The 22,739-nt window shown below is 38.7% G+C and carries 26 protein-coding genes; 5 read left to right on the top strand and 21 right to left on the bottom strand.

The annotated features are described in order from the left end of the window. Positions 1–15: 15 nt before the first annotated feature. From CBG49_RS06980 to CBG49_RS06935, 9 genes are all read right to left on the bottom strand, one after another. Positions 16–825 (bottom strand): hypothetical protein, encoded by an 810-nt coding sequence (locus CBG49_RS06980; protein WP_088593931.1) that lies wholly within the window; start codon positions 823–825, stop codon positions 16–18. A gap of 90 nt (positions 826–915) precedes the next feature. After that, the gene (locus CBG49_RS06975) at positions 916–1,824 is read right to left on the bottom strand and encodes a hypothetical protein (protein ID WP_088593930.1); all 909 of its coding nucleotides are present in this window, start codon (positions 1,822–1,824) and stop codon (positions 916–918) included. A gap of 217 nt (positions 1,825–2,041) precedes the next feature. Next, a complete protein-coding gene (locus CBG49_RS06965; RefSeq protein WP_088595282.1) occupies positions 2,042–2,239 on the bottom strand; it encodes a hypothetical protein in 198 nt (65 codons plus the stop codon). A gap of 4 nt (positions 2,240–2,243) precedes the next feature. Continuing rightward, the gene (locus CBG49_RS06960) at positions 2,244–3,593 is read right to left on the bottom strand and encodes an SMI1/KNR4 family protein (RefSeq protein ID WP_088593928.1); all 1,350 of its coding nucleotides are present in this window, start codon (positions 3,591–3,593) and stop codon (positions 2,244–2,246) included. Positions 3,594–3,662: 69 nt separating this feature from the next. Further along, positions 3,663–4,340, bottom strand: coding sequence for a hypothetical protein (locus tag CBG49_RS06955; RefSeq protein ID WP_088593927.1), 678 nt, complete (start codon positions 4,338–4,340; stop codon positions 3,663–3,665). Positions 4,341–4,424: 84 nt separating this feature from the next. Continuing rightward, a complete protein-coding gene (locus tag CBG49_RS06950) occupies positions 4,425–5,129 on the bottom strand; it encodes a DUF4272 domain-containing protein (protein ID WP_088593926.1) in 705 nt (234 codons plus the stop codon). A 19-nt stretch (positions 5,130–5,148) separates the two neighbouring features. After that, positions 5,149–5,763, bottom strand: coding sequence for an SMI1/KNR4 family protein (locus tag CBG49_RS06945; protein ID WP_088593925.1), 615 nt, complete (start codon positions 5,761–5,763; stop codon positions 5,149–5,151). 13 nt (positions 5,764–5,776) lie between these two features. Next, on the bottom strand, positions 5,777–6,355 hold the full coding sequence (locus CBG49_RS06940; protein ID WP_088593924.1) for an SMI1/KNR4 family protein: 579 nt from the start codon (positions 6,353–6,355) through the stop codon (positions 5,777–5,779). A 104-nt stretch (positions 6,356–6,459) separates the two neighbouring features. Beyond that, complete coding sequence (locus tag CBG49_RS06935; protein WP_088593923.1) at positions 6,460–7,512, bottom strand: ankyrin repeat domain-containing protein; 1,053 nt, start codon at positions 7,510–7,512, stop codon at positions 6,460–6,462. 111 nt (positions 7,513–7,623) lie between these two features. On the opposite strand from CBG49_RS06935, the gene CBG49_RS06930 reads away from it, so the two are divergent. Genes CBG49_RS06930 through CBG49_RS06910 form a run of 5 tightly spaced genes read left to right on the top strand, consistent with a single transcriptional unit; the run spans position 7,624 to position 11,178 of the window. Then, positions 7,624–8,106 carry a DUF6452 family protein gene (locus tag CBG49_RS06930; protein ID WP_009750664.1) on the top strand — a complete coding sequence of 161 codons (483 nt, stop codon included), beginning with the start codon at positions 7,624–7,626 and terminating at the stop codon, positions 8,104–8,106. Further along, positions 8,072–8,902 (top strand): DUF6048 family protein, encoded by an 831-nt coding sequence (locus tag CBG49_RS06925; protein ID WP_088593922.1) that lies wholly within the window; start codon positions 8,072–8,074, stop codon positions 8,900–8,902. The genes CBG49_RS06930 and CBG49_RS06925 overlap by 35 nt, the downstream gene beginning before the upstream one ends. A 27-nt stretch (positions 8,903–8,929) precedes the next feature. Next, on the top strand, positions 8,930–9,550 hold the full coding sequence (locus CBG49_RS06920; protein ID WP_088593921.1) for a hypothetical protein: 621 nt from the start codon (positions 8,930–8,932) through the stop codon (positions 9,548–9,550). A gap of 10 nt (positions 9,551–9,560) precedes the next feature. Beyond that, complete coding sequence (era, locus tag CBG49_RS06915; protein WP_088593920.1) at positions 9,561–10,442, top strand: GTPase Era; 882 nt, start codon at positions 9,561–9,563, stop codon at positions 10,440–10,442. A 31-nt stretch (positions 10,443–10,473) separates the two neighbouring features. Then, positions 10,474–11,178: a cell division protein FtsQ/DivIB gene (locus CBG49_RS06910; RefSeq protein WP_193433094.1), complete on the top strand. Its 705-nt coding sequence runs from the start codon at positions 10,474–10,476 to the stop codon at positions 11,176–11,178. A gap of 109 nt (positions 11,179–11,287) precedes the next feature. Here CBG49_RS06910 and rfbB read toward each other — a convergent pair whose 3' ends face one another. The 12 genes from rfbB to CBG49_RS06850 form a co-directional block, all read right to left on the bottom strand. Beyond that, a complete protein-coding gene (gene rfbB / locus CBG49_RS06905) occupies positions 11,288–12,280 on the bottom strand; it encodes a dTDP-glucose 4,6-dehydratase (RefSeq protein ID WP_088593918.1) in 993 nt (330 codons plus the stop codon). Between the two features lie 4 nt (positions 12,281–12,284). Then, on the bottom strand, positions 12,285–12,725 hold the full coding sequence (locus CBG49_RS06900) for a type II toxin-antitoxin system VapC family toxin (RefSeq protein ID WP_088593917.1): 441 nt from the start codon (positions 12,723–12,725) through the stop codon (positions 12,285–12,287). Beyond that, positions 12,722–12,925, bottom strand: a complete 204-nt coding sequence (locus CBG49_RS06895) for a hypothetical protein (protein WP_088593916.1) — start codon at positions 12,923–12,925, stop codon at positions 12,722–12,724. The genes CBG49_RS06900 and CBG49_RS06895 overlap by 4 nt, the downstream gene beginning before the upstream one ends. Positions 12,926–12,936: 11 nt before the next feature. Then, positions 12,937–15,201 (bottom strand): GH92 family glycosyl hydrolase, encoded by a 2,265-nt coding sequence (locus tag CBG49_RS06890; protein ID WP_088593915.1) that lies wholly within the window; start codon positions 15,199–15,201, stop codon positions 12,937–12,939. A gap of 719 nt (positions 15,202–15,920) precedes the next feature. Beyond that, the gene (locus CBG49_RS06885) at positions 15,921–16,379 is read right to left on the bottom strand and encodes a hypothetical protein (RefSeq protein ID WP_088593914.1); all 459 of its coding nucleotides are present in this window, start codon (positions 16,377–16,379) and stop codon (positions 15,921–15,923) included. A 66-nt stretch (positions 16,380–16,445) separates the two neighbouring features. Beyond that, positions 16,446–16,787, bottom strand: coding sequence for a hypothetical protein (locus tag CBG49_RS06880; RefSeq protein ID WP_157668374.1), 342 nt, complete (start codon positions 16,785–16,787; stop codon positions 16,446–16,448). A gap of 5 nt (positions 16,788–16,792) precedes the next feature. After that, positions 16,793–17,575, bottom strand: coding sequence for a hypothetical protein (locus CBG49_RS06875; protein ID WP_088593912.1), 783 nt, complete (start codon positions 17,573–17,575; stop codon positions 16,793–16,795). After that, positions 17,529–17,969, bottom strand: a complete 441-nt coding sequence (locus tag CBG49_RS06870) for an RHS repeat-associated core domain-containing protein (protein ID WP_088593911.1) — start codon at positions 17,967–17,969, stop codon at positions 17,529–17,531. The genes CBG49_RS06875 and CBG49_RS06870 overlap by 47 nt, the downstream gene beginning before the upstream one ends. 89 nt (positions 17,970–18,058) lie before the next feature. Then, positions 18,059–18,415 (bottom strand): hypothetical protein, encoded by a 357-nt coding sequence (locus CBG49_RS06865; protein ID WP_088593910.1) that lies wholly within the window; start codon positions 18,413–18,415, stop codon positions 18,059–18,061. 14 nt (positions 18,416–18,429) lie between these two features. Further along, positions 18,430–20,523: an RHS repeat domain-containing protein gene (locus tag CBG49_RS06860; RefSeq protein ID WP_157668373.1), complete on the bottom strand. Its 2,094-nt coding sequence runs from the start codon at positions 20,521–20,523 to the stop codon at positions 18,430–18,432. A gap of 121 nt (positions 20,524–20,644) precedes the next feature. Further along, positions 20,645–21,013, bottom strand: coding sequence for an Imm40 family immunity protein (imm40, locus tag CBG49_RS06855; RefSeq protein ID WP_009750675.1), 369 nt, complete (start codon positions 21,011–21,013; stop codon positions 20,645–20,647). Between the two features lies 1 nt (position 21,014). Then, the gene (locus CBG49_RS06850) at positions 21,015–22,679 is read right to left on the bottom strand and encodes an RHS repeat domain-containing protein (protein WP_227002989.1); all 1,665 of its coding nucleotides are present in this window, start codon (positions 22,677–22,679) and stop codon (positions 21,015–21,017) included. Positions 22,680–22,739 lie beyond the last annotated feature (60 nt).

Raw genomic sequence — 22,739 nt, 5'->3', positions numbered from 1 at the left:
CTTCTTTTTAAGGTTTTATAATTGCTCTTTAATAGTGTCTATCAACTCCTCTACTTTCTTGAGTTTTCCTCCAAAGTGTTTTTTATCCATTGTGATTTCTTTATAAATATCTTCAACATTATCTGCAGGTGACAAAAACCATAAAATATAAGGTTTCAATTGTACGGTACCTATCTTCTGGAGAAAAGGCAGTATCGCTCCTAATTCTTTATGATTGAACCAGCAATCGGTTTTGAGGGCGAAATCTTGATTGTTTTTCCCGCAGGCGAGTTCGCTTTGCAAAAAGTCGGTCATTGTGGGGTATTGCTCGCTTATATAGCGCGTGCAGGCAAGGTGGTACTCTATCTTTCGGGGAGTAACCTCTACGACCGACACAAAGCAGATGCCATAACGTTTATCAATAGTTACCACCAACACATCTCCTACTTGAAAATAAGGTGTTTTAGGTTTCTTTGGAGCAGGTTTCATAAGAGGCTTGGGGTTGTCCTCTTGCAATTGTAGTTTGAGCTTATCAAGTGCTTTCTGTCGTTGTTTTTGGGCTTTGCTATCTATCTCATTCCAGAGCGGTGTTGCCCCTTGTTCTATGAGTTGCAAAGCTTTGGTGCGCACCTCATCGTGGGGGTAACCTATTTTCCAGAGAGCGTATGCAAAAGCCGTCCAATAGATTTCTGCAAAAAGTTCATCAATACAAAAATTAGCTTCCTCATTAAGCCAATCCTGTCTGATTTTTTCTATATCCTCACCGTCTTTATAACGTTCAGTAATATTGTTATAAATGTCGTAGGCACTATCGCTATCTATGATTTTTACGCCGTCAATTGCCATAATACATCAATTTACTAATTCGCTAATTCTCTAATTTGCTAATTAATTATTAAAGTTTTTCTAATGATTTTTTCATTGTTTCTGTATTTTTTACCACTCGCGGTATTCATCGGTGATATCTACATTATCGGCTAATTCCAATCCTGTTTTGCGTATGAGTGTATTGAGCCACTCGCAAAGTTCCTCGCGCTCCATTGTTTCTATAAGTCCGTATTTGTCATTAATTTTATTGATTTTCTTTACCAATTTACCCATAGAATTATAAACGGTAGTCGCATTTTTCTTTTGTACCGCCTCACAAAGTGTTTGTACATATTCCGTAAGGGCTGTTTCTACAGCGGTAATGCTTTCTTCTGAAAACATATCATCACCCTGAGCCATACGCTTGCGCCACTGAGTGATAGGTGTTTCGGAAAGGAAAGCTTGCATTTCGGGAATGCGATTGGGGTCTATATTCTTGTTTTGTGATTTGAGGAGGGCTTTAAGGTGGATGCGTTCCTTTTCATATAGTTCTAATTTGAATAGCGTTAGCCAGCACAATTGTTCCTTAGAGTCCAAAGCTAATAATAAGCGAAATTCATCAAAGAAAGGCTCGTAAAAAGAACCTCCATCATTAGCTAAACTTTTACCGGTGAGTTTCTTGCCTATCTTCTGTTCGATAGTCTTTTTATCATCACCAATGTTTAAACCAAAAGGCAATGCTATTTCAGGAATTTTACCATTGGGGGTTACTGGTGGATAAATGGTGATTTCGTGCAAAATGAGTTGGTCTTTTTCCTTGTTATAATTACCCATAGGCTCTCCATAAGCGGGAGCATATCTCACATACCCAGTAAAAAGGCAGCGAATGGTCTTTTCTTCATTATTAACTCGTACCCAAAACAAGTTGCCGTAAGCATCATATTCAGGATTAGGGTTTTGAGGCAAATGGTAGTGACTTAAAAATTCTTTTATTTCGGGAGAATGAATAAGTCTGCCCAACAAATGTTGTAATTCCATATTTTATTTTATCAATTTTTTAAACAAATTCACTAAGCCAAGTATAGGTAATCCTACTATTATTGAAAGGATTACGAGTATAAAGAAAACAAAAATAGCTATTGTTATTACAACTAAACCTAACAAAGGGTTATAGGCATTGACTTTGATTACTTTATCAATGGTAGTGTTCAACAGCCTTGAATGTATTATTCTATTTAGGTTCATTTTTCACTCTTTATTTCTTAAACAATTTGACTACCCCAAGAATTGGCAATACCACTAACATTATAGGAAATATTAGCACATAGATAATACAGAAAATAGTTATCATCAAAAAGCAACCCAAGTACTCGTTATAGGCAAAGGCTTTGTTAAGTCCTTCAACGAGGAGTTTAGTAATCCAAAGCTTCTCTATAGTCTTTTTTAGTTCCATCTTCTTATTTTCTTGCTTCTTCAATAGTGAGACCAAAAGAAGCTAAGCGGCGTTCTAAGTTGGAAAGGATATAGTCTTTCTCTTCGGGGAAGCGTTTGGCTATGGCTTTGTAATAAGGTAATAAGCGCTCGTCATCTATCTCAGAAAGGGCTTGCATAACTGTGCAAAGGACACCGGTATCGGTCTCTTGTAGCCCTTTGATAAAAGTATCGAGGTACTGTTCTCTTTTCTCACTTTCGCCGAGTGTATAGTAGGCAGTGCTACGTATTTGGGGATTCTCATTATCGGTGAAAGGCAGGATCACTTCTTCGAAATTATCATCTCCTTCCGTAAGGAGGTAGGTAGCAAAATCAAAGGTTCTTTCGTCGGTAATGGTAGGCAACAGCTCTTTTACAACAGACACCCAGTCGGCGCAATGGTCTTTTGCATACCACCATACGAACTGAAATACCTTTTTAGGATCTTTGGTTACCAAAGTCTGCAGATAAGGTTTGGCTCGCTCATAACACGATTGGCTAAGAATTTCAATTAAAAAATCTCTATCTTCGTTGTTTAAGGCGATGAGCTTTTCTATCTTGTCTAATAGTGCAGGTTCTAAAGGCGGTTTTTTATGATATACCCCCTCGAGGCAGTCGGTTTGCGTTTTGCGGTCGGTAGTGTGCTCATATTCATTGAGGAGCACCTCAGCGGGTTCGCCACGATGGTAGCCAAACCAAGTAGGGCGGTCGTCTAAAAGTTGCCCAGAGATCACCTCGTCGAGGTAGCGTTCGTACCAATCTAAGAAGTTGGCTTCGAAAGCAAATTTAGGTTGCGCGAGGTCTAAATCTACATTCACTACGCGACCGGCATATTTGTCGTTCAGCACCAAGGCGTGTTCATAGGTACACCCCTGACTCCCGAGAGGCAAGAGTCCGCCAAATACTTTTGCTCGTTCGGCAAAATACTTATCATCATCTTCTTCTTCGTCTTCTTCAGAGAACAATAGCGGATCAGAGAGCTTTTCCCATTCTTCTTGAGTCATATCAGGAGAAAGATTACAAGGCGCTTTGAGGTAGGTTTCTATTTTTTCGTAGAGTAGGCTATCTACAGAAGTTCCAAAGGCGTACAAGCCGAAATAAGGTCCTGCTATAAAGTCTGATTTTTTAGCTTTAGCATCGCCTACAGTAAGCATAAAGGCACGATAGCATTCGGGCAGTTGCACGCCGTATTTCTTTTCAAAAGCAAGGACTTCCGCCTCGCTTACGGGCGGGTTGAGGTGGTACTGGTGAGCATCGGCACCAAATACTTCTAAATTCTTATCGGCGGCTTTGGCTTGGGAGAGCTTTTGCTGAATGCGGTGGAGTTGTTCTTTCATTTGTTTTAGGGGTTTGGGGCTGACGAGTCGGACGGGACAGACAAGTCAGACGAATTTCACTTTTTAATATTACTTCATTTTGGGGCGGAAAGAGCGTTTTTTGTCAAAACCTTTGCTGTCTATTTTTAGGTCGTTGGGCAATTCAGGCGATTGCTCGGCTTGGGTTTTGAGGTCGGAAAGGTATTGCACGATGTGCTGCCATACAAAATCGGGATCGATATAGATGCCGAGTTCCTGCAAATTTACATAATAGGTTGCTCTATTATCTCCTCTGTGGTCTTTGTTGTAAATGAGCAACAACGGACTTTTTAACACCAGCCACGGCGGTCGGTCTTCCAGCTGAAAGATATTCCGATCGCGTGGGGCTTCCATCTGTTCCAGCAGGGTATCACAAGTAGCCGATAAGTAGGAGGTTATCCTAATTTCTTTCCCGTCATTCATCAGCACATAGCGGTCGCCATACCACAAATCATATATGCTGTAATGCCAATCGTTAGGGTCGGCAAAATCCCAATGGGTGTATATTTTAGAGCGTGTAGCAAAGAGGTGCACAAGCGCAGTGCCCACATAGAGTGCCGAGTGCAGTGCCTCATCGTTGGTAGGGTCATCAAAGGCGAGCCAACTTCTCTGAGGGAGGCTCATCCCTACCTCTGGTGGCAAACGGCGGTCATAGACGAGGTTTTCGTCTATGCCATACTCAGCGACTTTATAGTCGTAGTAATCTTTGAATTTAGAGATGATTTTCATTTTGAATTGTTAACAAGGCACGAGCTATAAGCTCGCGCCAGCGAGGTGCTAATTCCTATTCTCTATTTCCTATTCTCTAACTTATTAAGTGCCTAGTTCGGGATAATCCCAAGCGTTGTAAGTATCAGTAAGGTTGTCGTTCTCTTCTCCTTTGCAACACAACCATTCTAAACCTGCACGGCGTTCCATTACGATATCTTCGTCTAAACCTACTAAGTCTGAACCGTATATACGAGCATTTACTGTTGTCCAGTGGTAGCGATAGTGCAAGTCTAAGGCTTGTAAGATTTCTTCTATGGGGCGCAGGGTGGTATGTGCCATAAAGTCATCAAGCCCCTCAAACTCGCCCATTGTATCCATTATCAAATCGCAATCGCAAATCTCATTGGGGAATGATAGTTCTTCTACGATGCCCAGAGCCCATAGTAATACCCATAATGACTCGTATTTCCAAGTGGCATTCATAGCTCCTGCCTCACTTATAGTACCTGCAATCACCTGCTGTTCCACAGGGGTTAGCAACTCAAGGACATTGTATTTTTCCGAAAGAAAATCTTCCGCATATACTCTATCCTCTTGGGAATATTCACCTTTACTGATAGATAAAGCACACATTATAGAAGCAAATGAGCATACCGCCCGCTCTATGACTTCTTTTTTATCACGAGGGGTTACTTCCTCTGTTTCATAACGAAAGGGCAAATGTTCTATATAAGGTACTCCTTGCGACACAAGTATTGCGATACTCTTGTTTTTGCGCTCTTGCGCAGTGATAACATTATTGTTCATAGGGCATAATTTTTTTTATTTATTCCTCAAAATTCATTTCATCTACAAAGCAATAGCCATTTTTCATAAGCATTTTTAGGTAATCATCAAAGCTGTCGGCAATGACTACTATTTCATCGGGGTCGTGAAGGAATCGCACTACTTGCCCTACTTTGCCTATAGCAGAAGGCGAAAAGTCTATAAAAAGCTGTGAGGTGCCGCCATTGTTCATACAATCGGAAAAATGCAACCAATTATGAAGTTGTGAAGCATCACTTGTAATGCGATTGTCTATCTCTACCTCTTCATACTCTCGATTGATATAATCAGCATAAAAATCAAAGGCTTCATTTTGAGTTTCTACAATCTGGTGAGCCGAAAGCAGATAATAAGGATAATCTCCCATATCCTCATCAGCGCCTAAAATAAGGTCGCTCACTGTGCCTTTTTCATATTCACGCCAATAAGTGCCGTCAATACGGCGGAGTAAGTCCAGCAAACTCTCTGGCACTTGTGGGTAACGATTGCGGAGAAGTTGCAAATCGGCTTCAGTAGCGCCGTGGGCTGTATCCATAAGGTTTTGCCACGCTTCTTCTCCGCCATTATCGATATAGGCTTGTTTCAAGCCTTCAAGGTATTGTTCTACTAAGGTCATTGTATGGTGTTTTTTAAATTAAAAAATCTTGTTCTATAATCCCCTCTTCAAAAGAATAGTCCTTTGCGTCTAATATATTCCATATTTTCTGAGTGAACTCTTCAAAAGAATTGGCTAATACCACCTCATCACTTTGGTAATCAATTCCAGGGTATAGCATAATCACTTGCCCTTTCACCCCATTGGTAGCGGGGTTGAGATCTATGCAAATACGAGTTGTCGCCTCAAAATCTGTAAACGGAACCCAACCTTTATCCCATAATACGGGTTGAATTTTATTAGGATTGATGTCATCAGCAATAAATTCCCCTTCAAAGTCCTCCACCTGCATTTGGTAGGTCTCAATAATTTCATCTATAGGAAGCAATAAGTTATACCCCATAAAATAGTGGGGTCTATCGCTTTGTTCTTGTCCGTTGAAAGTACGCAAATACTCTTTGAAACTCTCAGGGAGGGGTTGCGCTATAGCATCTTCTAGCGCTTTAATTTGAGCCTCCTCAGCAGGTTTTTGAAAACTTTTGCCTATTGAAGGCGCAATAGCAAGTAATGATTGTTGTATCTTCTGCCAAAGAGATGGTGTATTGTTATTCATTTATAAGTTTGTATGATATTGTTAATAATAGACATCAGACGGGGCAGACGGGGCAGACAAATCAGATGCCTGACGCCTGACACCTGATACCTGACACCTGACCCCTAATACTTATAATTCACTTTACCTAAGGCAATAGGCTCTGGGTTCTGTACTACCCAAGCGGTCGCCAATTCGCATAGGCGTTGGGAGCCAGTGCCGTCGTCTTCCAAGATGTGTTTTTGAATATCGGCTACTTCGGCGAGTTCACTCTCCGAGAGAGGATTACCTTGTTGCAGGTAACTGTTAATAGCGGTGAGCATCTTGCGGTATTCCTTATCCCAGTTGCCCATAGCATTGCGCAAAAGTTCATCATTCACTCTACCTGCAATACGTACTACCTCACCTTGTACCGTAGTTGCGCTACCACTACCGGGCACCAAAAGTGTCCACGCCTGCTCGTAATGCTCTTCCCACGTATGACCTGCCAGTATAATAGCGGATTTGCCATCGTGTTGTATACGGCGAGGTATAGGAGGCACATTGAAGAGTTTATATAGTTCTTGGAGGGCAGCATCTGCTTCTTCTAACCATTCAGCATCCGTATCAGCACGGCGAAATTCAAAGTCTTCTCCTATGATAGTCAGTCGTTCTTTAGCATATTTGGTAGGCTTCAATCCAGCATTCAAATATATTTTAATAGCTTTGAGGGCTTTGGGCAGATAGCCTCCTCTTGCGCTTATGAGTGTACGCTCTATCACATTATGCCCCTTATCGTCTTTTACATTGATATTAGCACCTTTTTCAATCAGTAACTCAGCTACTTCAGCGTGGTATTCAGCAAAGAGCAGGGGGGTATTCTTGTATCTGTCCTGCGCCTCTATATCAGCACCTTTTTCTAATAATAGGGCTACTTTTTCTACTTTATTTACTTGGGCGTGATAGTGTAACGGCGTGCGGTCGTATTCATCTCTCGCATTGATATCTGCCCCTTGGGCGATGAGCCAGTCCATTAGTTCCAGCGGAATCTTATAAAAAGAAAGCGCAGGGGTCTTAAATGAACGACGGTCATAAGCGTTTAATTCACATTCGTTGAAGACCGCTTTAAGTGCGTCTAAATCTTTAGCTTCTAATAGTTCGTAGAAGTTAGCGGGGAGGGTTTTCTTTTTCTTTGCCATCTGTATAGTGAAAAGTAAAAAGTTTAAAGGACAAAGATAGTAAATAATTGTTTATAAGCAATTGTTAATTATCAATTGTTTTGTATCTTTGCGCCAACTTTATATTTTCTAATGAAAAAAAATATCTTCATATCTTTTCTAATTCTCTCACTTTCAGCGTTGATAAGCTGTGAGTCGGATGATCTTTGCGACCACAACGTAAATACCCCTCGCTTAGTGGTGCGTTTTTATAACCCAAACAACACTCGCACGCCTTTTAGCGTAGCAAATCTTACGGTTTATGGCGAGGGTAACACGACTCCTTTGGTGAGCAACACTACTTTAGATTCACTTGCTTTGCCCTTGCGCTTGGAATCACCTACCACTTATCTGTTTCAAACGGTGGTTTCGGGCACAACTACCAGTACAGCAACTCTTACCCTCACTTATACTCCCAAACAATCGTTCGTAAGCAAGGCTTGCGGGGTAAAAATTACTTACAACACTCTTTCGGCTACTATTCAAGATGCAAGTAACTCTTGGCTGAAAGGTCTGAACATCAAGAACACTACCGTAGATAATGAAAAAAGAGCTCATATACATTTGTATCATTAGTATGTTATGGGTTGCAGGCTTAAAGGCACAAACGGCTACCCGTACGACTTCACAAACTACCATCGCCTTACCCGAAAAACAACAAGCCCCTGTGTACAAACAACGGTATGGCTTGCGCGTGGGTGCCGACTTGAGTAAGTTGGTACGTCCTTTTTTTGATAAAGATTACTACGGACTTGAGTTGGTAGGCGATTACCGCTTGACAACCAACCACTATTTCGCGGCAGAATTAGGACACGAAAAGAGAAGTAAAAACGAGGATTTTTATACTTATACTACCCAAGGCCAGTTTTTGCGTGCGGGTTTTGATTATAATACCTACGGCAATTGGTATGGTATGGAAAATATGATTTACGTAGGGGCTCGCTATGGCATTTCGCTCTTCTCTCAAGACCTCACTTCCTATACAATCCACAAGGACAACCAATATTGGACTGAAAATATCATAGGCTCTGATCCTTCTTTCCTAAAAAAATACGACGGACGTACAGCACATTGGTTGGAATTAGTTGTAGGCATCAAAGCGGAACTCTTGCGCAACCTCTATGCGGGGGCAAGTGTGCGCGTAGGGCTATTGGTAGCACAAACGAACAACAGTGGTTTTCCTAACTACTATATTCCTGCTTTCGGCAGAGTGTACGAAGGAAGCAGATTTGGCGTAGGGTTCAACTACACGCTCAGCTACCTGATTCCTCTTTACAAAAAGGAGAAAAAGAAAGAAGAGGTAGAAACTCCAAAAACCACCTCCTCTCCTACTCCATCGGCACCTGCCAAAAAACCGAAAGGAAGGAGATAATGACGTGTGACGAATTACGAATTACGAATGAATAGATATATTACTTTTTTTCTGCTATTAGTTTGTTCTGTAGTTTTGGGGCAGGATGTGGAGGCAACACTTACTGAAAAAGTGAAACTCCTTGACAAAAGCTATACTACTAAAGAATTACAGACTTTAGCTAAAGATTTTGAGTCTCTTGCTACCTCAGCGGCTTCGCATTGGCTCGCGAATTACTATGCGGCTTATGTGAACATACGTCTCGCTGATATGTCGCAGGGAGATATGATTGATAGTTATTGCAATCAGGCGGAGAAATATTTGAAGATAGCTGAAAAACAACCTGATGCCGATGTATCGGAAATCAATGCCTTATACGCCTATCTGAACAGTGCTAAAGTGAAAGTAAACCCGATGTTTCGCGGAGCTAAATACGGAAAAATATGTAAAGCATACATTGAAAAAGCTATCAAGGCAAATGCTGAAAACCCACGTCCTTATGTGATTCGTGCTATCGGCATTTACTATAAACCTAAAATATTAGGTGGTGGCAAGGAAAAAGCAGAACCTATAGTTAAAATAGCCTTAGAAAAATTTAACCATTTCACTCCTAAAACGCCTAATCACCCACACTGGGGGAAAGGAATGATACAATCAATTAACAATTGACAATTAACAGATGCATAAAGCTGGATTTGTAAATATCATTGGGAACCCTAATGTAGGGAAATCTACCCTTATGAACGCCTTTGTAGGCGAAAAACTTTCTATTATCACCTCTAAAGCACAAACCACACGACACCGCATTTTTGGTATCGTAAGTGGTGATGATTTTCAGGTGGTTTTTTCGGACACCCCTGGGATTATCAAACCCTCATACGCCTTACAAGCCTCGATGATGGACTTTGTGAAAAGTGCTTTTGAAGATGCTGATATTCTTATCTATATGGTAGAAATAGGCGAAAAAGAACTGAAAGACGAAGTTTTTTTTAATCGCATCAATAAATTGGACGTACCTGTGTTGTTGCTCATCAACAAAGTGGATACTTCCGACCAAAGTACATTGGAAGAACAAGTAGCTTATTGGAAAGAAAAAGTGCCTCGTGCCGAAATTTTTCCTATTTCAGCTTTGCGCAACTTCCAGACAGAGGTAGTGTTCAACCGCATTATAGAGCTTTTGCCAGAATCACCTGCTTTCTTCCCTAAAGACCAACTCACCGACAAACCAGAGCGCTTTTTCGTAAATGAAATTATACGCGAAAAAATACTATTGCACTACAAGAAGGAAATCCCCTATTCGGTAGAAGTAGAAACTGAAAGTTTTGCGGATAGCGAGACGATTATTCACATTCGCTCAGTGATAATGGTAGAGCGCGAAAGCCAAAAGGGGATTATCATAGGTCATAAAGGAGAAGCCTTAAAACGAGTAGGCGTGGAAGCTCGCACTGATTTAGAGAAGTTTTTTGGCAAACAAATACACTTGGAACTTTTTGTGAAAGTAAATAAAGACTGGCGTAGCAATGCGCGACAATTAAGGCGTTTTGGCTACGATACTAATTAGCAAATTGAGAAATTAGCAAATTAGCAAATCTATTATGATAAAAAAGATACTAAAAATACTTGTAATCATCTTTTTGCCCTTTTGCATACAAATATTTGCATCGGGGCGCAACAAGATGCGTATTGTGAAAGAGGTGGTGGTAGACCATCAGGACGAGAATATGTACGTTACCGATGAGACTATACGCCGCACTATCTTCAAAGATCCTCAAGCACAACAACCGATGGGACTCCTTCGGCTAAATGAAATCGAAAAGCTCTTAGACAACAATGTGATGATTGAGAAATCGGAAGTGTTTTGCACGATTGATGGCACCCTAAATGCCAAAATTAAACAGCGAGAGCCTATCGCTCGTGTGTATGACGGAGCAGGGGTGTACTATATGGATACCCAAGGGAAGAAGATGCCACTCTCGAGTTCTTACTCGGCGCGAGTACCTGTACTCAGAGGTAATACCGAACAGTATTGGCAATCCTCCTACGCACTGATGCAGTTTATACAAAACGACCAATGGATGGCTGAGAACATCACAGAAGTATTGGTAAAACCTAATGGCGAATACGAATTTTTGATGCGTGTACCTACTTTTAAAGTTGTTTTTGGCAAGTTTGAAGACGAAGCGCTCAAGAAAGCAAATCTCAAAGCTTTCTATAAACAGTTAGAAAAAACAAACAAACTGAACGAATACAGCATCGTAAATCTAAAATATATGAACCAAGTGGTGTGTAAAAGATGAGATAATTGGCAAATTAGCAAATGAGATGATTAGCAAATTATAGAATAGAAAAAAACAGAGGTTACTAATGTGTAGCCTCTGTTTTTTTTTATCTCTTACTTCTTACCTCTTATCTATTAGAAAGGTACCATTTAACGGTTTTTTGGATACCTTCTTCAAACTGCAAGGAAGGTTCCCAACCGAGTTCATTTTTCAATTTAGTAGCATCAATAGCGTAACGGAGGTCGTGACCAGCACGGTCGGTTACGAAAGTGATAAGCTTTTCGGAAGTGCCTTCAGGGCGACCTAACTGCTTATCTACTTCTTTGATGATAACCTTCACCAAATCGATGTTACGCCATTCGTTAAAGCCTCCAATGTTGTAGGTATCGCCGTCTTTTCCTTGGTGGAAAATGGTATCAATCGCACGAGCGTGATCTTCCACAAAAAGCCAATCGCGGATATTTTCACCTTTGCCATAGATAGGTAGAGGTTTATTATCTACAATATTATAGATACACACTGGAATTAACTTTTCAGGGTATTGGTGAGAACCATAGTTGTTAGAACAGTTTGAAATCACCACAGGCAATTTGTAAGTGTTATGGTAAGCTCTCACAAAATGGTCTGAGGAAGCTTTAGATGCCGAATAAGGAGATTGAGGGTCGTAAGGGGTTTGTTCTGTAAAGAGCGTATCACCCATTTCTAAAGCTCCATATACCTCATCGGTAGAGACGTGATAAAAGCGTTTGCCTTGCATATTATCTTTCCACACTTCACGAGCTGCTTGCAAGAGGCTCAAAGTACCCATTACGTTTGTTTTTGCGAAGATAAAAGGGTCTTCAATACTTCTATCCACGTGACTTTCGGCAGCAAGGTGAATGATTCCATCGATATGATTTTCAGCGAAGAGGGCTTTCATACGCTCGTAGTCGCAAATATCCGCTTGTATAAAGGTATAGTTAGGGGCATTGGCTACATCGGCAACGTTTTCTAAGTTACCTGCATAAGTAAGTTTGTCTAAGTTAAAAATGTGATAGTCGGGGTATTTGTTTACAAATAGCCTCACGACGTGAGAGCCGATAAAGCCAGCTCCTCCTGTGATTAAGATATTTCTTTTCATTTGTTTATTTAGTACTACGATGGTTGTGGATTACAGTAATTCCCTGAGGTTCATATTCAGGAAATTTATCATCACAACTAATGATAGGCATTTGTTCACTTATAGCGTGTGCTATGATTGCAAGGTCGTTAGGATCTTTGTGATTAGGCACGAACGTTAATCTACTTGCGATACGAGCTTCTCTATATTCAAAAGGAAGTATTTCTATAGTAGGCAGGTTATTTGATATACTATCTATCAATTTGTCTCCTATATCAAAAACTTCATAATCAAGCTCAATAATTTTCTTTTTTCGATAGAGTTGAACAATTTCTAACAAAGAAATTGTACTCGCATAAAAAGAATTTTGACTATTGGTAAGGATACTTTGTATAAAGGATTCTATTTCTTTATACTTCTTCAAATATAGTATCAGAATAATATTGGTATCTAAAAAGTAATTCATTCTTCGTCTAAAACTTCTTCTTGCATTAATTTGACCCACATATTAGAACCAAAAATTAAATCTTCATCTTCTTTGTTTATAGTGTATTTTGGAGTACTCTCCATCATATAGTCCCAAAGAGATTTTTTCTTTTCGTGAACTACTTTTTCTGTGTTTTGTGATTCCATTATTTCAGGAGTTTCTAAAAGGGTTGCTTCCATAGTATTAGGTATTATTTGTTTGTCATTTCAAAAACTAATTCACCACCTTTTAGAAGGTCTTGGTGAGAAATATGCCATTGAGAGTATTCCTTGCCGTTGAGTTTTACAGATTGGATATACTTATTGTCTTTAGACACATTTTTAGCAATGATTGTAAAAGTCTTTCCGTTAGGTAAATGTATGGTTACTTTATCAAATAGTGGACGACCAAATTGATACTCGGTTGAAGCTGGATTCATAGGGTATAAGCCCATAGCACTCCAAATGTACCAAGCCGACATTTGTCCGCAATCCTCATTACCACTAAGTCCGTTAGGGGTAGTGTTGTACTGAGTTTGCAAAATGCGATCTATCCAATATTGAGTTTTCTTAGGTTGTCCTGCTACGTTGAACATATAAGCAATATGGTGGCTAGGTTCATTGCCGTGTGCATACTGACCTATAAGTCCTGAAATATCAGCAGAGATGTTATCACCGGTGATTTCAGAACTTTCGGTAAAGAGTTTTTCTAAGTGCGCTATAAAAGGTTCATTGCCTCCAAATAGGTTGATAAGTCCTTGTACGTTGTGAGGCACAAACCAACTGTGTTGCCAAGCATTGCCTTCAGTATAGTCGGTGTTTTCGCGGTGGTCGGAGCGTTTAGGATCAAAAGGTGTGCGCCATTTACCGTCGGTACTTTTACCACGCATAAAGCCCGTTTCTTTATCAAATAGGTGAGCATAGGCTTCAGAGCGTTTGGTAAAGAAGTCGGCATCTTCGTTTTTACCTAAGGCTTTAGCCATTTGCGCCACACACCAGTCGTCGTAAGCGTATTCAAGGGTAATGGTAACCGACTCGTCTACCCCTGCGTTATAAGGAATGTAACCATATTTTTTGTACGCTTTGAGTCCGCGACCATCTTGCATCATTGTAGTTTTCATTGCTTCATAAGCCTTTTCAGCATCAAAACCACGTACCCCTTTAAGGTAGGCTTCGGCAATCACTGCTACCGAGTGATAACCCGTCATTGTATTGGTTTCATTGCCGTAGAGCGTCCAAACAGGTAATACTTTATGCACCTGATAGTAGGCCAGCATCGAGTTGATAATATCGGCAGTTACTTTGGGTTGCAAAAGGGTAAGCAGTGGATGCTCGGCGCGGAAAGTATCCCACAGAGAAAGGGTAGAATAAGCAGTACCTTCGGTTTTTACAATTTCATCGTTTTGCAATCTAAACCATCCATTCTTGTCAGAAAAAGTTACAGGCGCTACTTGCGCGTGATAGAGGGCAGTATAGAAGATGGTTTTGAGAGAATCAATAGGGGTTTCTACTACTATACTGCTAAGGGTCTTTTCCCATTGCTGTTGTGCTAATGATTTGGTTTTATCAAAATTAGGATCGTTATATAACTCCAAGTTATCTAAAGCATTTTCTTCACTTACTGACGAAAGAGCTACTTTTACCTCTAACTTCTCATCAGTATTATCAAAGAAGATTTGCCCTGAGGTAACATCATCTTTATGTTTTTGATAGGTAATATTTTTTATAGGCTTAGAAAACTGAATTGCGAAGAACACTTTTTGGTTTTCAGCCCAGCCAGTACTATAACGATAACCTGTAATAATATTGCCGTTATTATTAGCGTCTAACTTCTTACGTGATTGGCTAAAAAAAGTTTTGGTAGGGCTATCCCAGTTGATAGCAAATCCTAAATTCAAAATTACAGACTGTTCTGCTCCTTTTTCAAAAGTATAACGATGTACGGCATAACGTTGTGCCGCAGTGAGTTCTACATTCACTTTAGGGTCTTCTAAATACACTTGGTAATAACCAGGTTCTGCTTTTTCGTTCTTATGGCTGTACTTCGATTTGTAAGGCACCATATCGCGAAACTCTTGGGCATTCACGGGATATTGCTCTTTGCGACCATATTTCAGTACGCTGAGATCATACTCTTTAGTAGTAGGCATTAGCAAGATGTCGTTTAAGTCGCCTATCCCCGTACCACTAAGGCTCAAATGTCCGAAACCTACCATAAGGCTATCGGAATAGTGGTAACCAGAGCACCAATCCCAGTTGCTGAGCCCATTCACTGGGCTGACTTGTATCATACCGAAAGGCGTAGTTGCCCCAGGGTAAGTATGTCCGTGTCCGCCAGTACCGATGAATGGGTCTACATAGCTAATCAACGGTTTCTGAGGGGTTTGTGCCTCTTTTTGTACAGGGGTTTGAGGATTGTTGCAGGCAGCTAACACTAAAGATGCTGCTGCTAAAAGGGTGATATGTTTTAACTTCATTGTAATAATAATTAATTTAATTGGGGCAAAGATAATAAATAATTACGAATGACGAGTTACGAATGACGATTTTTTGCGGTATTCGTTTTTAAAAAACGCACCCCAATTCCTCACATACTCCACTCTTGCAGACTTCTCAAAAGAGGCTTTTTTTCTTAACTCTTAATAAAATAATGAGAGTTCGATAAGTAGTTGTTTAAAAAGCAGCAAAATATTTTAAATCTCCCACTAATTTCACGAATTTTCACGAAATTGGGAGTGTATAAAAGTCTTTATTTTTTATTATCTCACGAATTTTCACCTGACGGTGAATTATTTTGTAAATATATTATGTTACAAAGCTGTAAATCAATGTTCTGTTATATTCGAACTTATGTTAATTGAGGGAAAGCACTTTGCCATTCTTTGTTAATTTCTTGTTTAAGTTCTCTGTCTATTTTCATACTACTATGAGGGTGTCCGAAAAGTTTTATTTATGTGGGCGTTTGCAAAACACCCTTACATAACATACTACAAAAGCTATTGATAATCAGAGTAATCAACTTTGCCAAAGGTCGTAGCACGACGAGCAATTAAAACTTTGGCAAAGTGTAGCGACGCAAAAGTGATTTTGAGACTTTTTGGACAGCGCCTTTATAATTTCTTTGATACTTTTGAAATTATCCTTTTAAAAGTAAACGTACGAAATTTTAAACCAGAACTTTTATTATAGTCTTATCTTACCAAGATAAATACAAAGGAGCATATTCTTTTAAAGTAGCTTTAAAATTTAAAGAAAAAGAATTAATTTTAATGTATCTTATCGTTTTAACGCATTCTCTTTTCTGATTGAAAAAACTAATCTTAATGTAATATTTACCGTATTTTTTTATTCTAATAAAAGATGTAAAAAGAATTTTCACAAATTCTTTAAAGTATTTTTCTTCTTTTGGAGAGGAAAGTGATAAATCTAATATTTCTTTTGCTTCATCAATATCTATTTGTATTTCAAAGGAATTTAATATTATTGAAAAGAAAATGTTATTAGGTTTATTATAATGTAACTTTAAATAATTTTCACAGCTTATAGTGTCTGTTACGAAATATTTATTCTTCAAAATTGAAGGTAAGTTCAGAGAATAAAGTACTTCATCTATTATCTCTATTTGATTTACAATTTCTTTTGAATATCTCATCATAAAGTTATATACTTAAAGTTGTAATACATTTTTTATCTTTTACCCCTTTATGAAATACTAATTTTTCTATTCTATTTTTCTTAATATTTTTTCTTTATTTTTATTTTTTAGTATAATATCAGGTATAATTTCTTGATGCGTATTGTATACATAGAAAACATAATCATACTTTTTACGCCTTTCGAGATTAGTTGCTATCAATATGAAACGTAAAGGGTAGAAAAATGTTTCTCTCTGTCTTAGTTCTTTAACTTTGTATTCAGAGATCTGTTCCTCTTTGTAAACATAAGCAACACTTTTACCTAAGACAGCAATTTTTCCTGCATTTTGAGTATAAATTGTGTCTTTACTTTGCGCACCTACACAAAGATAGAAAAAAGAAAGTAATATTAAAAATAAAATCCTCATTTTTTTCATTTACTACTTGATAACCAAAAAGGATTGTAAAATGGATATCTGAACATAGGGAGTCTCATATTAGTAGAATCATGTGCTCCAATACGGTATTTCCATACATCATATCTAAAGATATTCTCTCTTCCTATCACATAGGAATCTACTTTTTGTACAAAACCAGCTGTTACAATATCACTTAAACTATGAGATTCTAAATAACCAGCTTTTACACTATTTGGATGAGTGTGAAATCTTCCTATTGCAGTATTAGGCTTAGTTGATGGAGCATGAAAATCTTTTCCTCTTCCTGATGAAGGATCTATTAAAACATCATCATTAGTAATCCAACCACCAAATTCCTTTTCCCTTGCAAAAGATCGTTGAGAAGCCGTACTGATTTTTCTATATTGTTTATAACTCCATTCTCCTCCTTCCTTTTTATATTGATTATAAGAATTTTTCATCTGGAGATTATATAAACCATAAGAAATTACCCCTCCTATAATTCCTGAGTAAAAAGCATTTTCAAAACTTTCTCCATATAGAATTGAGTTTGTAAAGCTACCACTCATACCTCCAGCAAAGGCTCCTCCAAACCCTCCAATATAAGATCCTATTGCTCCTCCAACAAATCCACTTATCATTCCATTTAAAAATCCTTTAAAGACATTATTTCCTCCCATTGCTGAAAATCCAGCTCCTGAAATACCACCTCCTACAGCTCCTCCTATTGAAGCACCTAATAATGCACCATTAGAAGATAAAGATCCTAGTCCTATAGCAGAAGCTACAGAACGCACTTAAAGCACCTATAGCTGCACCTCCTAATATATAGCCCCAATTATCAGAATAATTCCATTTTATAGGATTAGCTTCCCCATTATTAGCTATTGTTCCTCCAGTATAAGCTCCTATCAAAGCTGCCGCTCCAACTACCCACCATAAAAATTCCCCATTCTCATCCACATACACCAGCGGGTTATTCAAACAATATCCATACCTATTAAAGTTTTGGGTGTTAAAAGGGTCTTGTACAAAGTTATCGGGTTGTAAGAAACGGTGTAGCGCAGGGGCATACAAACGCCCGTTCATATGAATTAAACCTACGCTTGCCAAATGCTCGTGCCCTGTATAATCGCGGTCAAGTAGTAAGTTTTCTAACTTATTGCCGTTGCCGTCAGTGATGCTTAACACTTTGCCCCAGGCATCAAAGTGCCTTGCTTAGTTAGTGTCTATAATATTTCAATGTACTTAAGTCACGATGCAGAGGTACAAAATATTTTTCAATCTACATATTCATTTACATATATATCATCATTATAAAATGAATGTAAATTAGTGCCGCAAAAAGGACAGAAATGAATTTGTATTGAAACTACTTCTGAAAAATCGAAAACCTCATATATATCTATAAAGATAAAAAAACGTCTTCGTTTGTTAATTTGTATAATCTTCTTTAGTCTTTCTTCTTTTTTGATGGGAAAATATTCAATTTCTTTTTTCGAATATCTTTCAGCAAATTTTACAATTCTAATCTTAGGAGCTTGTTGATCTCTAAGAGAATAATAATTTTTAAATAAATCACAACAAAATTCTTTCTCTTTTTTCTTTTTTAATCTTGTTTTGAAGAAATTAAACATAACTTATAAATATTTTATTTATTAAACAATTTTATAAAAGTAGGAACGTATTTAGGTTGTATTTGGTATTCGTAACCATTCACTGTGCCATGTTCTCCATTATATTTTATTATATTTCCTCCCTCTATCATTTGCTTTAAAGTAAATCTTGATATCGTAACCTTTACAAGACTTCCTCCATTTTTGATATAAGAACGGGCATATTCAGCATTATCAGTCATAAACAAAGGACTTCCTTTACCTTCACTACCTGTAGTACCTCTATACAGCGTTACATTATCGCCCATAGGGTCTGGCGTAAAATCGTAGTCAGAATTAAATTCTAATGCATTTAACTCTCTATTCAATCTTATACCATCTTTTAGTAGTTTTCTGTTTACTATATAATTTCCAGCCATTGCGGAAATTGCCCCTACAGCAGCTCCTGTACCACTTCCTGAAAGTGCACTTTTCCAAGCAGCTTCTAAATTTCCTGTTTGCACAAAACCACCAATAAATCCTCCTGCAAATCCACCTGCAGCTCCAGAAGCAAAACCAAGTACAGCTGATTTAAGCAAAGGATTTGTTATGTTGTAATTACCTAATACTACATTAGAAACTTTTCCAATAGCACCTCCTACTAAGCCTCCTATGGCACCTGATAGTAGACCTACTCCCATTCCTTGCAATACCTTGCCTCCTCCACCAGGTAAAATAGAGAATCCAGCTCCTGAGATTAAACCGCTTGCTGCACCACCTATCATTGAGGAAACTAATGATGTTCCTCCTGCAACAGCTCCACCAAGAGCAGCACCAACACCTCCTGAAAGTCCTCCAATGAGAGCCCCTCCACCAAGACCGATCCAAGTAGCTCTACTATAATCCCATTTAAATGGGTTAAATTCCCCATTATTTGCCTGGACAGATCCCATATAAGCACCTACTGCAGCTCCTATAATTACAGGAATCCAAAAGAATTCCCCATCCTGATCTACATACACCAGCGGATTATTCAAGCAATACCCATACCTATTAAAATTCTGGGTGTTAAAAGGGTCTTGTACAAAGTTATCGGGTTGTAAGAAACGGTGTAAGGCTGGGTCGTATAAGCGAGCATTCATATTGATAAGTCCTACACTCAATAAATGTTCGTGCCCTGTATAGCCTCGGTCTAACAATATACCTTCCGCAGGGACAGTGGTTTTCCCTTCAGCATTCCAATAACTTGTGATATTACCCCAAGCATCAAAGTGCCGTCTCTCTACTGCATTACCTGCATTATCGGTGATAAGGGTGATACTACCCAAATAGTCGCGATGCAAGTATAGGTATTTTTCACTATCATCAGTAACTGAGAGCACTGCAGGTGCAGTATAGGCATCACCACCTAAGTAAATATAGAATTGTGTTAGCCCTGTAGTACGGTCGTGCTTGATTTCAAAAGTACCATCGTGATTATAATGTTTAACATAACGGCGTTTTTGTTTTTCAGGGTCTGTATTGCCGTAGTACATCGCGGCTCTGCTCTCAAAAGCATCATATTCAAAGCTAATGCGTTCTTTGTCTTTTACATATATCTGATCAGGGGCTTTAAAAGCGTTATACCTTACAATAGGTAAAGGGTATTTTTCTAAATGGGTTTCACCTGCTTCGTTGGTGGTGAGCTTTTGCTGTTGGTAGCCATTACGCGTGTATTCATAGGTACCTATGACACTGTTTTCGGTAATGCGACCGCGTTCGTCGTAGCTATGGGTTTGCGGCGGAGTATTGGCATCGCCCCAAGCCGTAAGGCGATCTAAATTATCATAACTAAAATCCTCTTGTTTACCCCAAAAGCTGTATTGACGGCTGTCTAATAGTCCTTTTTGAGGGTTAAACTGCCACGTAAGTGCGCCTATAGCCTTGTCCTCATTTTGTAGCAGCTGACTTACAGGGAAACCTTTGTCGTAGGTATACGTCTCTTTTACATTGCCTTTATGACTTATGAGGGGTTGTCCATAAGGGTTTTCACTACTGAGTTTCCAAAGAGTTACACCCTTGTCGTCCTTCATTTCCACGAGTTCACCATTTTGATAGCGGTATTGCACCATTGCACTCGCGCGTTTGCCTGCTGCCTCTGCGGTGGTCATTTCCTTTTGTACCCGACCGAAAAAGGTCGTATGTATAGGCTTTGGTGTGAAGGTAAGTTCAGAGAATAGAGCACTTCGTCTATTATCTTTATTTGATTTACAATTTCTTTTGAATGTCTCATTATAAAGTTATATCCTTAAAAAAGAAATATTTATTTGTATTACTGTCTTTTATGTCAAATGAAATACAAAAATAAACATTATTTAGTTTATAATTAGATATATATTTAATGGCTTTTTCTATACTTCTTAATACATAATCTACCTCGCTTTCTCCTTTTTTTCTATTATAACTCCAATTGTCATAATTATATTCAAAATAACCATTATTATTAATATTGACTACATCTCCTCCCAAAACAGCAATTCTACTCTTTAGACACTCTTCTAAAATCTCTAAGGCATCATTTTTTGAAAAAGATTTTTGTATTGTCCCATATACAGGAGCTCCTTTTTTTAGTAGTGCTATTAATTTATCTGTTAATTCCATGTTATTTACTATTAGGACGAAAAAATCTATGATTAATCATTCCATCACGTTCTTTTATAAATTCAAAATATCCTTCTTTTCCTCTGTAACTTCCTGGTATTTTTAATATTGGAACTATAACACCATCTTTCCCTTTTAGAGGAGTTACAACCCCATCCATTTGAAAAGCTTTAACATTCTCAGGAAAGCTATGAAAAGCATCAGATGTATTAAACATATTTCCTAATACTCTATCTGAATACCAAGTCCCCTTAAAAAAATCATTCCTTTTTCCTGTCCAAGGATTTAGATCATATCCTCTTGCATACTGAAATCCTTGCACAACCCCTAAAGCCGAACCTAATGCCAAACCATAGCCAGCTCCTTTAACACCATCTTTTAAAGCTTGATCAAAATCTTTAGTATATGCAAAAGAAATTCCTGCTGAAAGAAGAAAACCAGAAGCTGCATTACTAGTACTATTTATCAATACATTTTTAAGAATTGGACTTGAGATAGAGTTAAAAACTTTTGAAAATACTCCTGAAAATTTTGATGATATTTGCCCTCCTAAATAAGCACTTCCCATTCCTATTCCTGTGTCTATTATAGCACTTGTTAAACTGATATTACTCCATCCATTCTGCGAAACTTGTGAGGTAATATTATTTCCTAAACCTAATACAGCTCCAGCCGCCAATGGTCCTCCATATAAACTAGCAGCTCCAGCTCCTACTCCTACCGCAAAGTAACCAAGACCACTCCAGAAAGAAGTTACATTTCCTTGTATAGCATTTATAGTTAGGTTTACAACCCCTCCTACTAACATCGCAATAGCATCATCTATTACAAACCATTCTCCTGTAGGGTCAGTATAAAGTAATGGGTTATTCAAACAATAGCCATATCTATTAAAGTTTTGAGTGTAAAAAGGGTCTTGTACAAAGTTATCGGGTTGTAAGAAGCGGTGTAGCGCAGGGTCATATAAACGCCCGTTCATATGAATGAGACCTACCGTTTGGAGGTGTTCGTGTCCTGTAAAACCTCTATCTAATAATGTTAAACCTTGTAACACTTTTCCCGATCCATCTTCCACTTTTACCACTTGTCCCCAAGGGTCAAAGTGTCTGCGTTCGGCTATATTACCGTTCTCATCGGTGAGCATTACAATACTTCCAAGATAGTCGCGGTGTAAATAGTATAACTTAGAAGCTTCACCGTCCGAAATGAGTATCGCAGGGGCACTATAGGCATCACCGCCTAAGTAAAGTATAAACTTGATGCTGTTATCGGTTTTGTTACATACTATCTCTACACTACCGTCGTGGCTGTAGTGTTTAAGCATTGGGCGTTTGGCTTTTTCTACTTCGGCATTGCCGTAATAGCAGTGCGAACGTTCGCCAAAGGCGTTGTATTCATAGCTTATTCGCTCTTTATCCTTTACATATATCTGCTCCGGAGCTTTAAAGACGTTATACCTTACAGTAGGTAGTGGGTATTTTTCTAAATACATCTCGCCTGCTTCGTTGGTAGTGAGCTTTTGTTGTTGGTAGCCATTACGTGTGTATTCGTAGGTACCTATGGCACTGTTTTCGGTAATGCGACCGCGTTCGTCGTATTGGTGGATGGCATTACCCCATCGGGGATCGTAATCGTATGAGCTACAAGCTCTATTTATAGTAGGCACGAGCTACAAGCTCGCGCCAGCTGGGGTATCTATTTTGACAATAGGAGACACACTATCCCA

The sequence above is a fragment of the Capnocytophaga endodontalis genome (assembly GCF_002209445.1).
GTDB lineage: Bacteria > Bacteroidota > Bacteroidia > Flavobacteriales > Flavobacteriaceae > Capnocytophaga > Capnocytophaga periodontitidis.
Note: the sequence above shows the minus strand (reverse complement) of the source record. Positions and strands in the feature narration are given on the sequence as shown.

Excerpts from the sequence above, each read along its gene's own strand:
- era (WP_088593920.1), top strand. The coding sequence starts at position 9,561 with ATGCATAAAGCTGGATTTGTAAATATCATTGGGAACCCTAATGTAGGG.
- CBG49_RS06860 (WP_157668373.1), bottom strand. The coding sequence starts at position 20,523 with ATGACCACCGCAGAGGCAGCAGGCAAACGCGCGAGTGCAATGGTGCAA.
- CBG49_RS06935 (WP_088593923.1), bottom strand. The coding sequence starts at position 7,512 with ATGGCAAAGAAAAAGAAAACCCTCCCCGCTAACTTCTACGAACTATTA.
- CBG49_RS06945 (WP_088593925.1), bottom strand. The coding sequence starts at position 5,763 with ATGACCTTAGTAGAACAATACCTTGAAGGCTTGAAACAAGCCTATATC.
- CBG49_RS06925 (WP_088593922.1), top strand. The coding sequence starts at position 8,072 with ATGAAAAAAGAGCTCATATACATTTGTATCATTAGTATGTTATGGGTT.
- CBG49_RS06950 (WP_088593926.1), bottom strand. The coding sequence starts at position 5,129 with ATGAACAATAATGTTATCACTGCGCAAGAGCGCAAAAACAAGAGTATC.
- CBG49_RS06940 (WP_088593924.1), bottom strand. The coding sequence starts at position 6,355 with ATGAATAACAATACACCATCTCTTTGGCAGAAGATACAACAATCATTA.
- CBG49_RS06885 (WP_088593914.1), bottom strand. The coding sequence starts at position 16,379 with ATGATGAGATATTCAAAAGAAATTGTAAATCAAATAGAGATAATAGAT.
- CBG49_RS06955 (WP_088593927.1), bottom strand. The coding sequence starts at position 4,340 with ATGAAAATCATCTCTAAATTCAAAGATTACTACGACTATAAAGTCGCT.
- CBG49_RS06895 (WP_088593916.1), bottom strand. The coding sequence starts at position 12,925 with ATGGAAGCAACCCTTTTAGAAACTCCTGAAATAATGGAATCACAAAAC.
- CBG49_RS06880 (WP_157668374.1), bottom strand. The coding sequence starts at position 16,787 with ATGAGGATTTTATTTTTAATATTACTTTCTTTTTTCTATCTTTGTGTA.
- CBG49_RS06890 (WP_088593915.1), bottom strand. The coding sequence starts at position 15,201 with ATGAAGTTAAAACATATCACCCTTTTAGCAGCAGCATCTTTAGTGTTA.
- rfbB (WP_088593918.1), bottom strand. The coding sequence starts at position 12,280 with ATGAAAAGAAATATCTTAATCACAGGAGGAGCTGGCTTTATCGGCTCT.
- CBG49_RS06975 (WP_088593930.1), bottom strand. The coding sequence starts at position 1,824 with ATGGAATTACAACATTTGTTGGGCAGACTTATTCATTCTCCCGAAATA.
- CBG49_RS06930 (WP_009750664.1), top strand. The coding sequence starts at position 7,624 with ATGAAAAAAAATATCTTCATATCTTTTCTAATTCTCTCACTTTCAGCG.
- CBG49_RS06980 (WP_088593931.1), bottom strand. The coding sequence starts at position 825 with ATGGCAATTGACGGCGTAAAAATCATAGATAGCGATAGTGCCTACGAC.
- CBG49_RS06965 (WP_088595282.1), bottom strand. The coding sequence starts at position 2,239 with ATGGAACTAAAAAAGACTATAGAGAAGCTTTGGATTACTAAACTCCTC.
- CBG49_RS06960 (WP_088593928.1), bottom strand. The coding sequence starts at position 3,593 with ATGAAAGAACAACTCCACCGCATTCAGCAAAAGCTCTCCCAAGCCAAA.
- CBG49_RS06865 (WP_088593910.1), bottom strand. The coding sequence starts at position 18,415 with ATGTTTAATTTCTTCAAAACAAGATTAAAAAAGAAAAAAGAGAAAGAA.
- imm40 (WP_009750675.1), bottom strand. The coding sequence starts at position 21,013 with ATGGAATTAACAGATAAATTAATAGCACTACTAAAAAAAGGAGCTCCT.
- CBG49_RS06920 (WP_088593921.1), top strand. The coding sequence starts at position 8,930 with ATGAATAGATATATTACTTTTTTTCTGCTATTAGTTTGTTCTGTAGTT.
- CBG49_RS06900 (WP_088593917.1), bottom strand. The coding sequence starts at position 12,725 with ATGAATTACTTTTTAGATACCAATATTATTCTGATACTATATTTGAAG.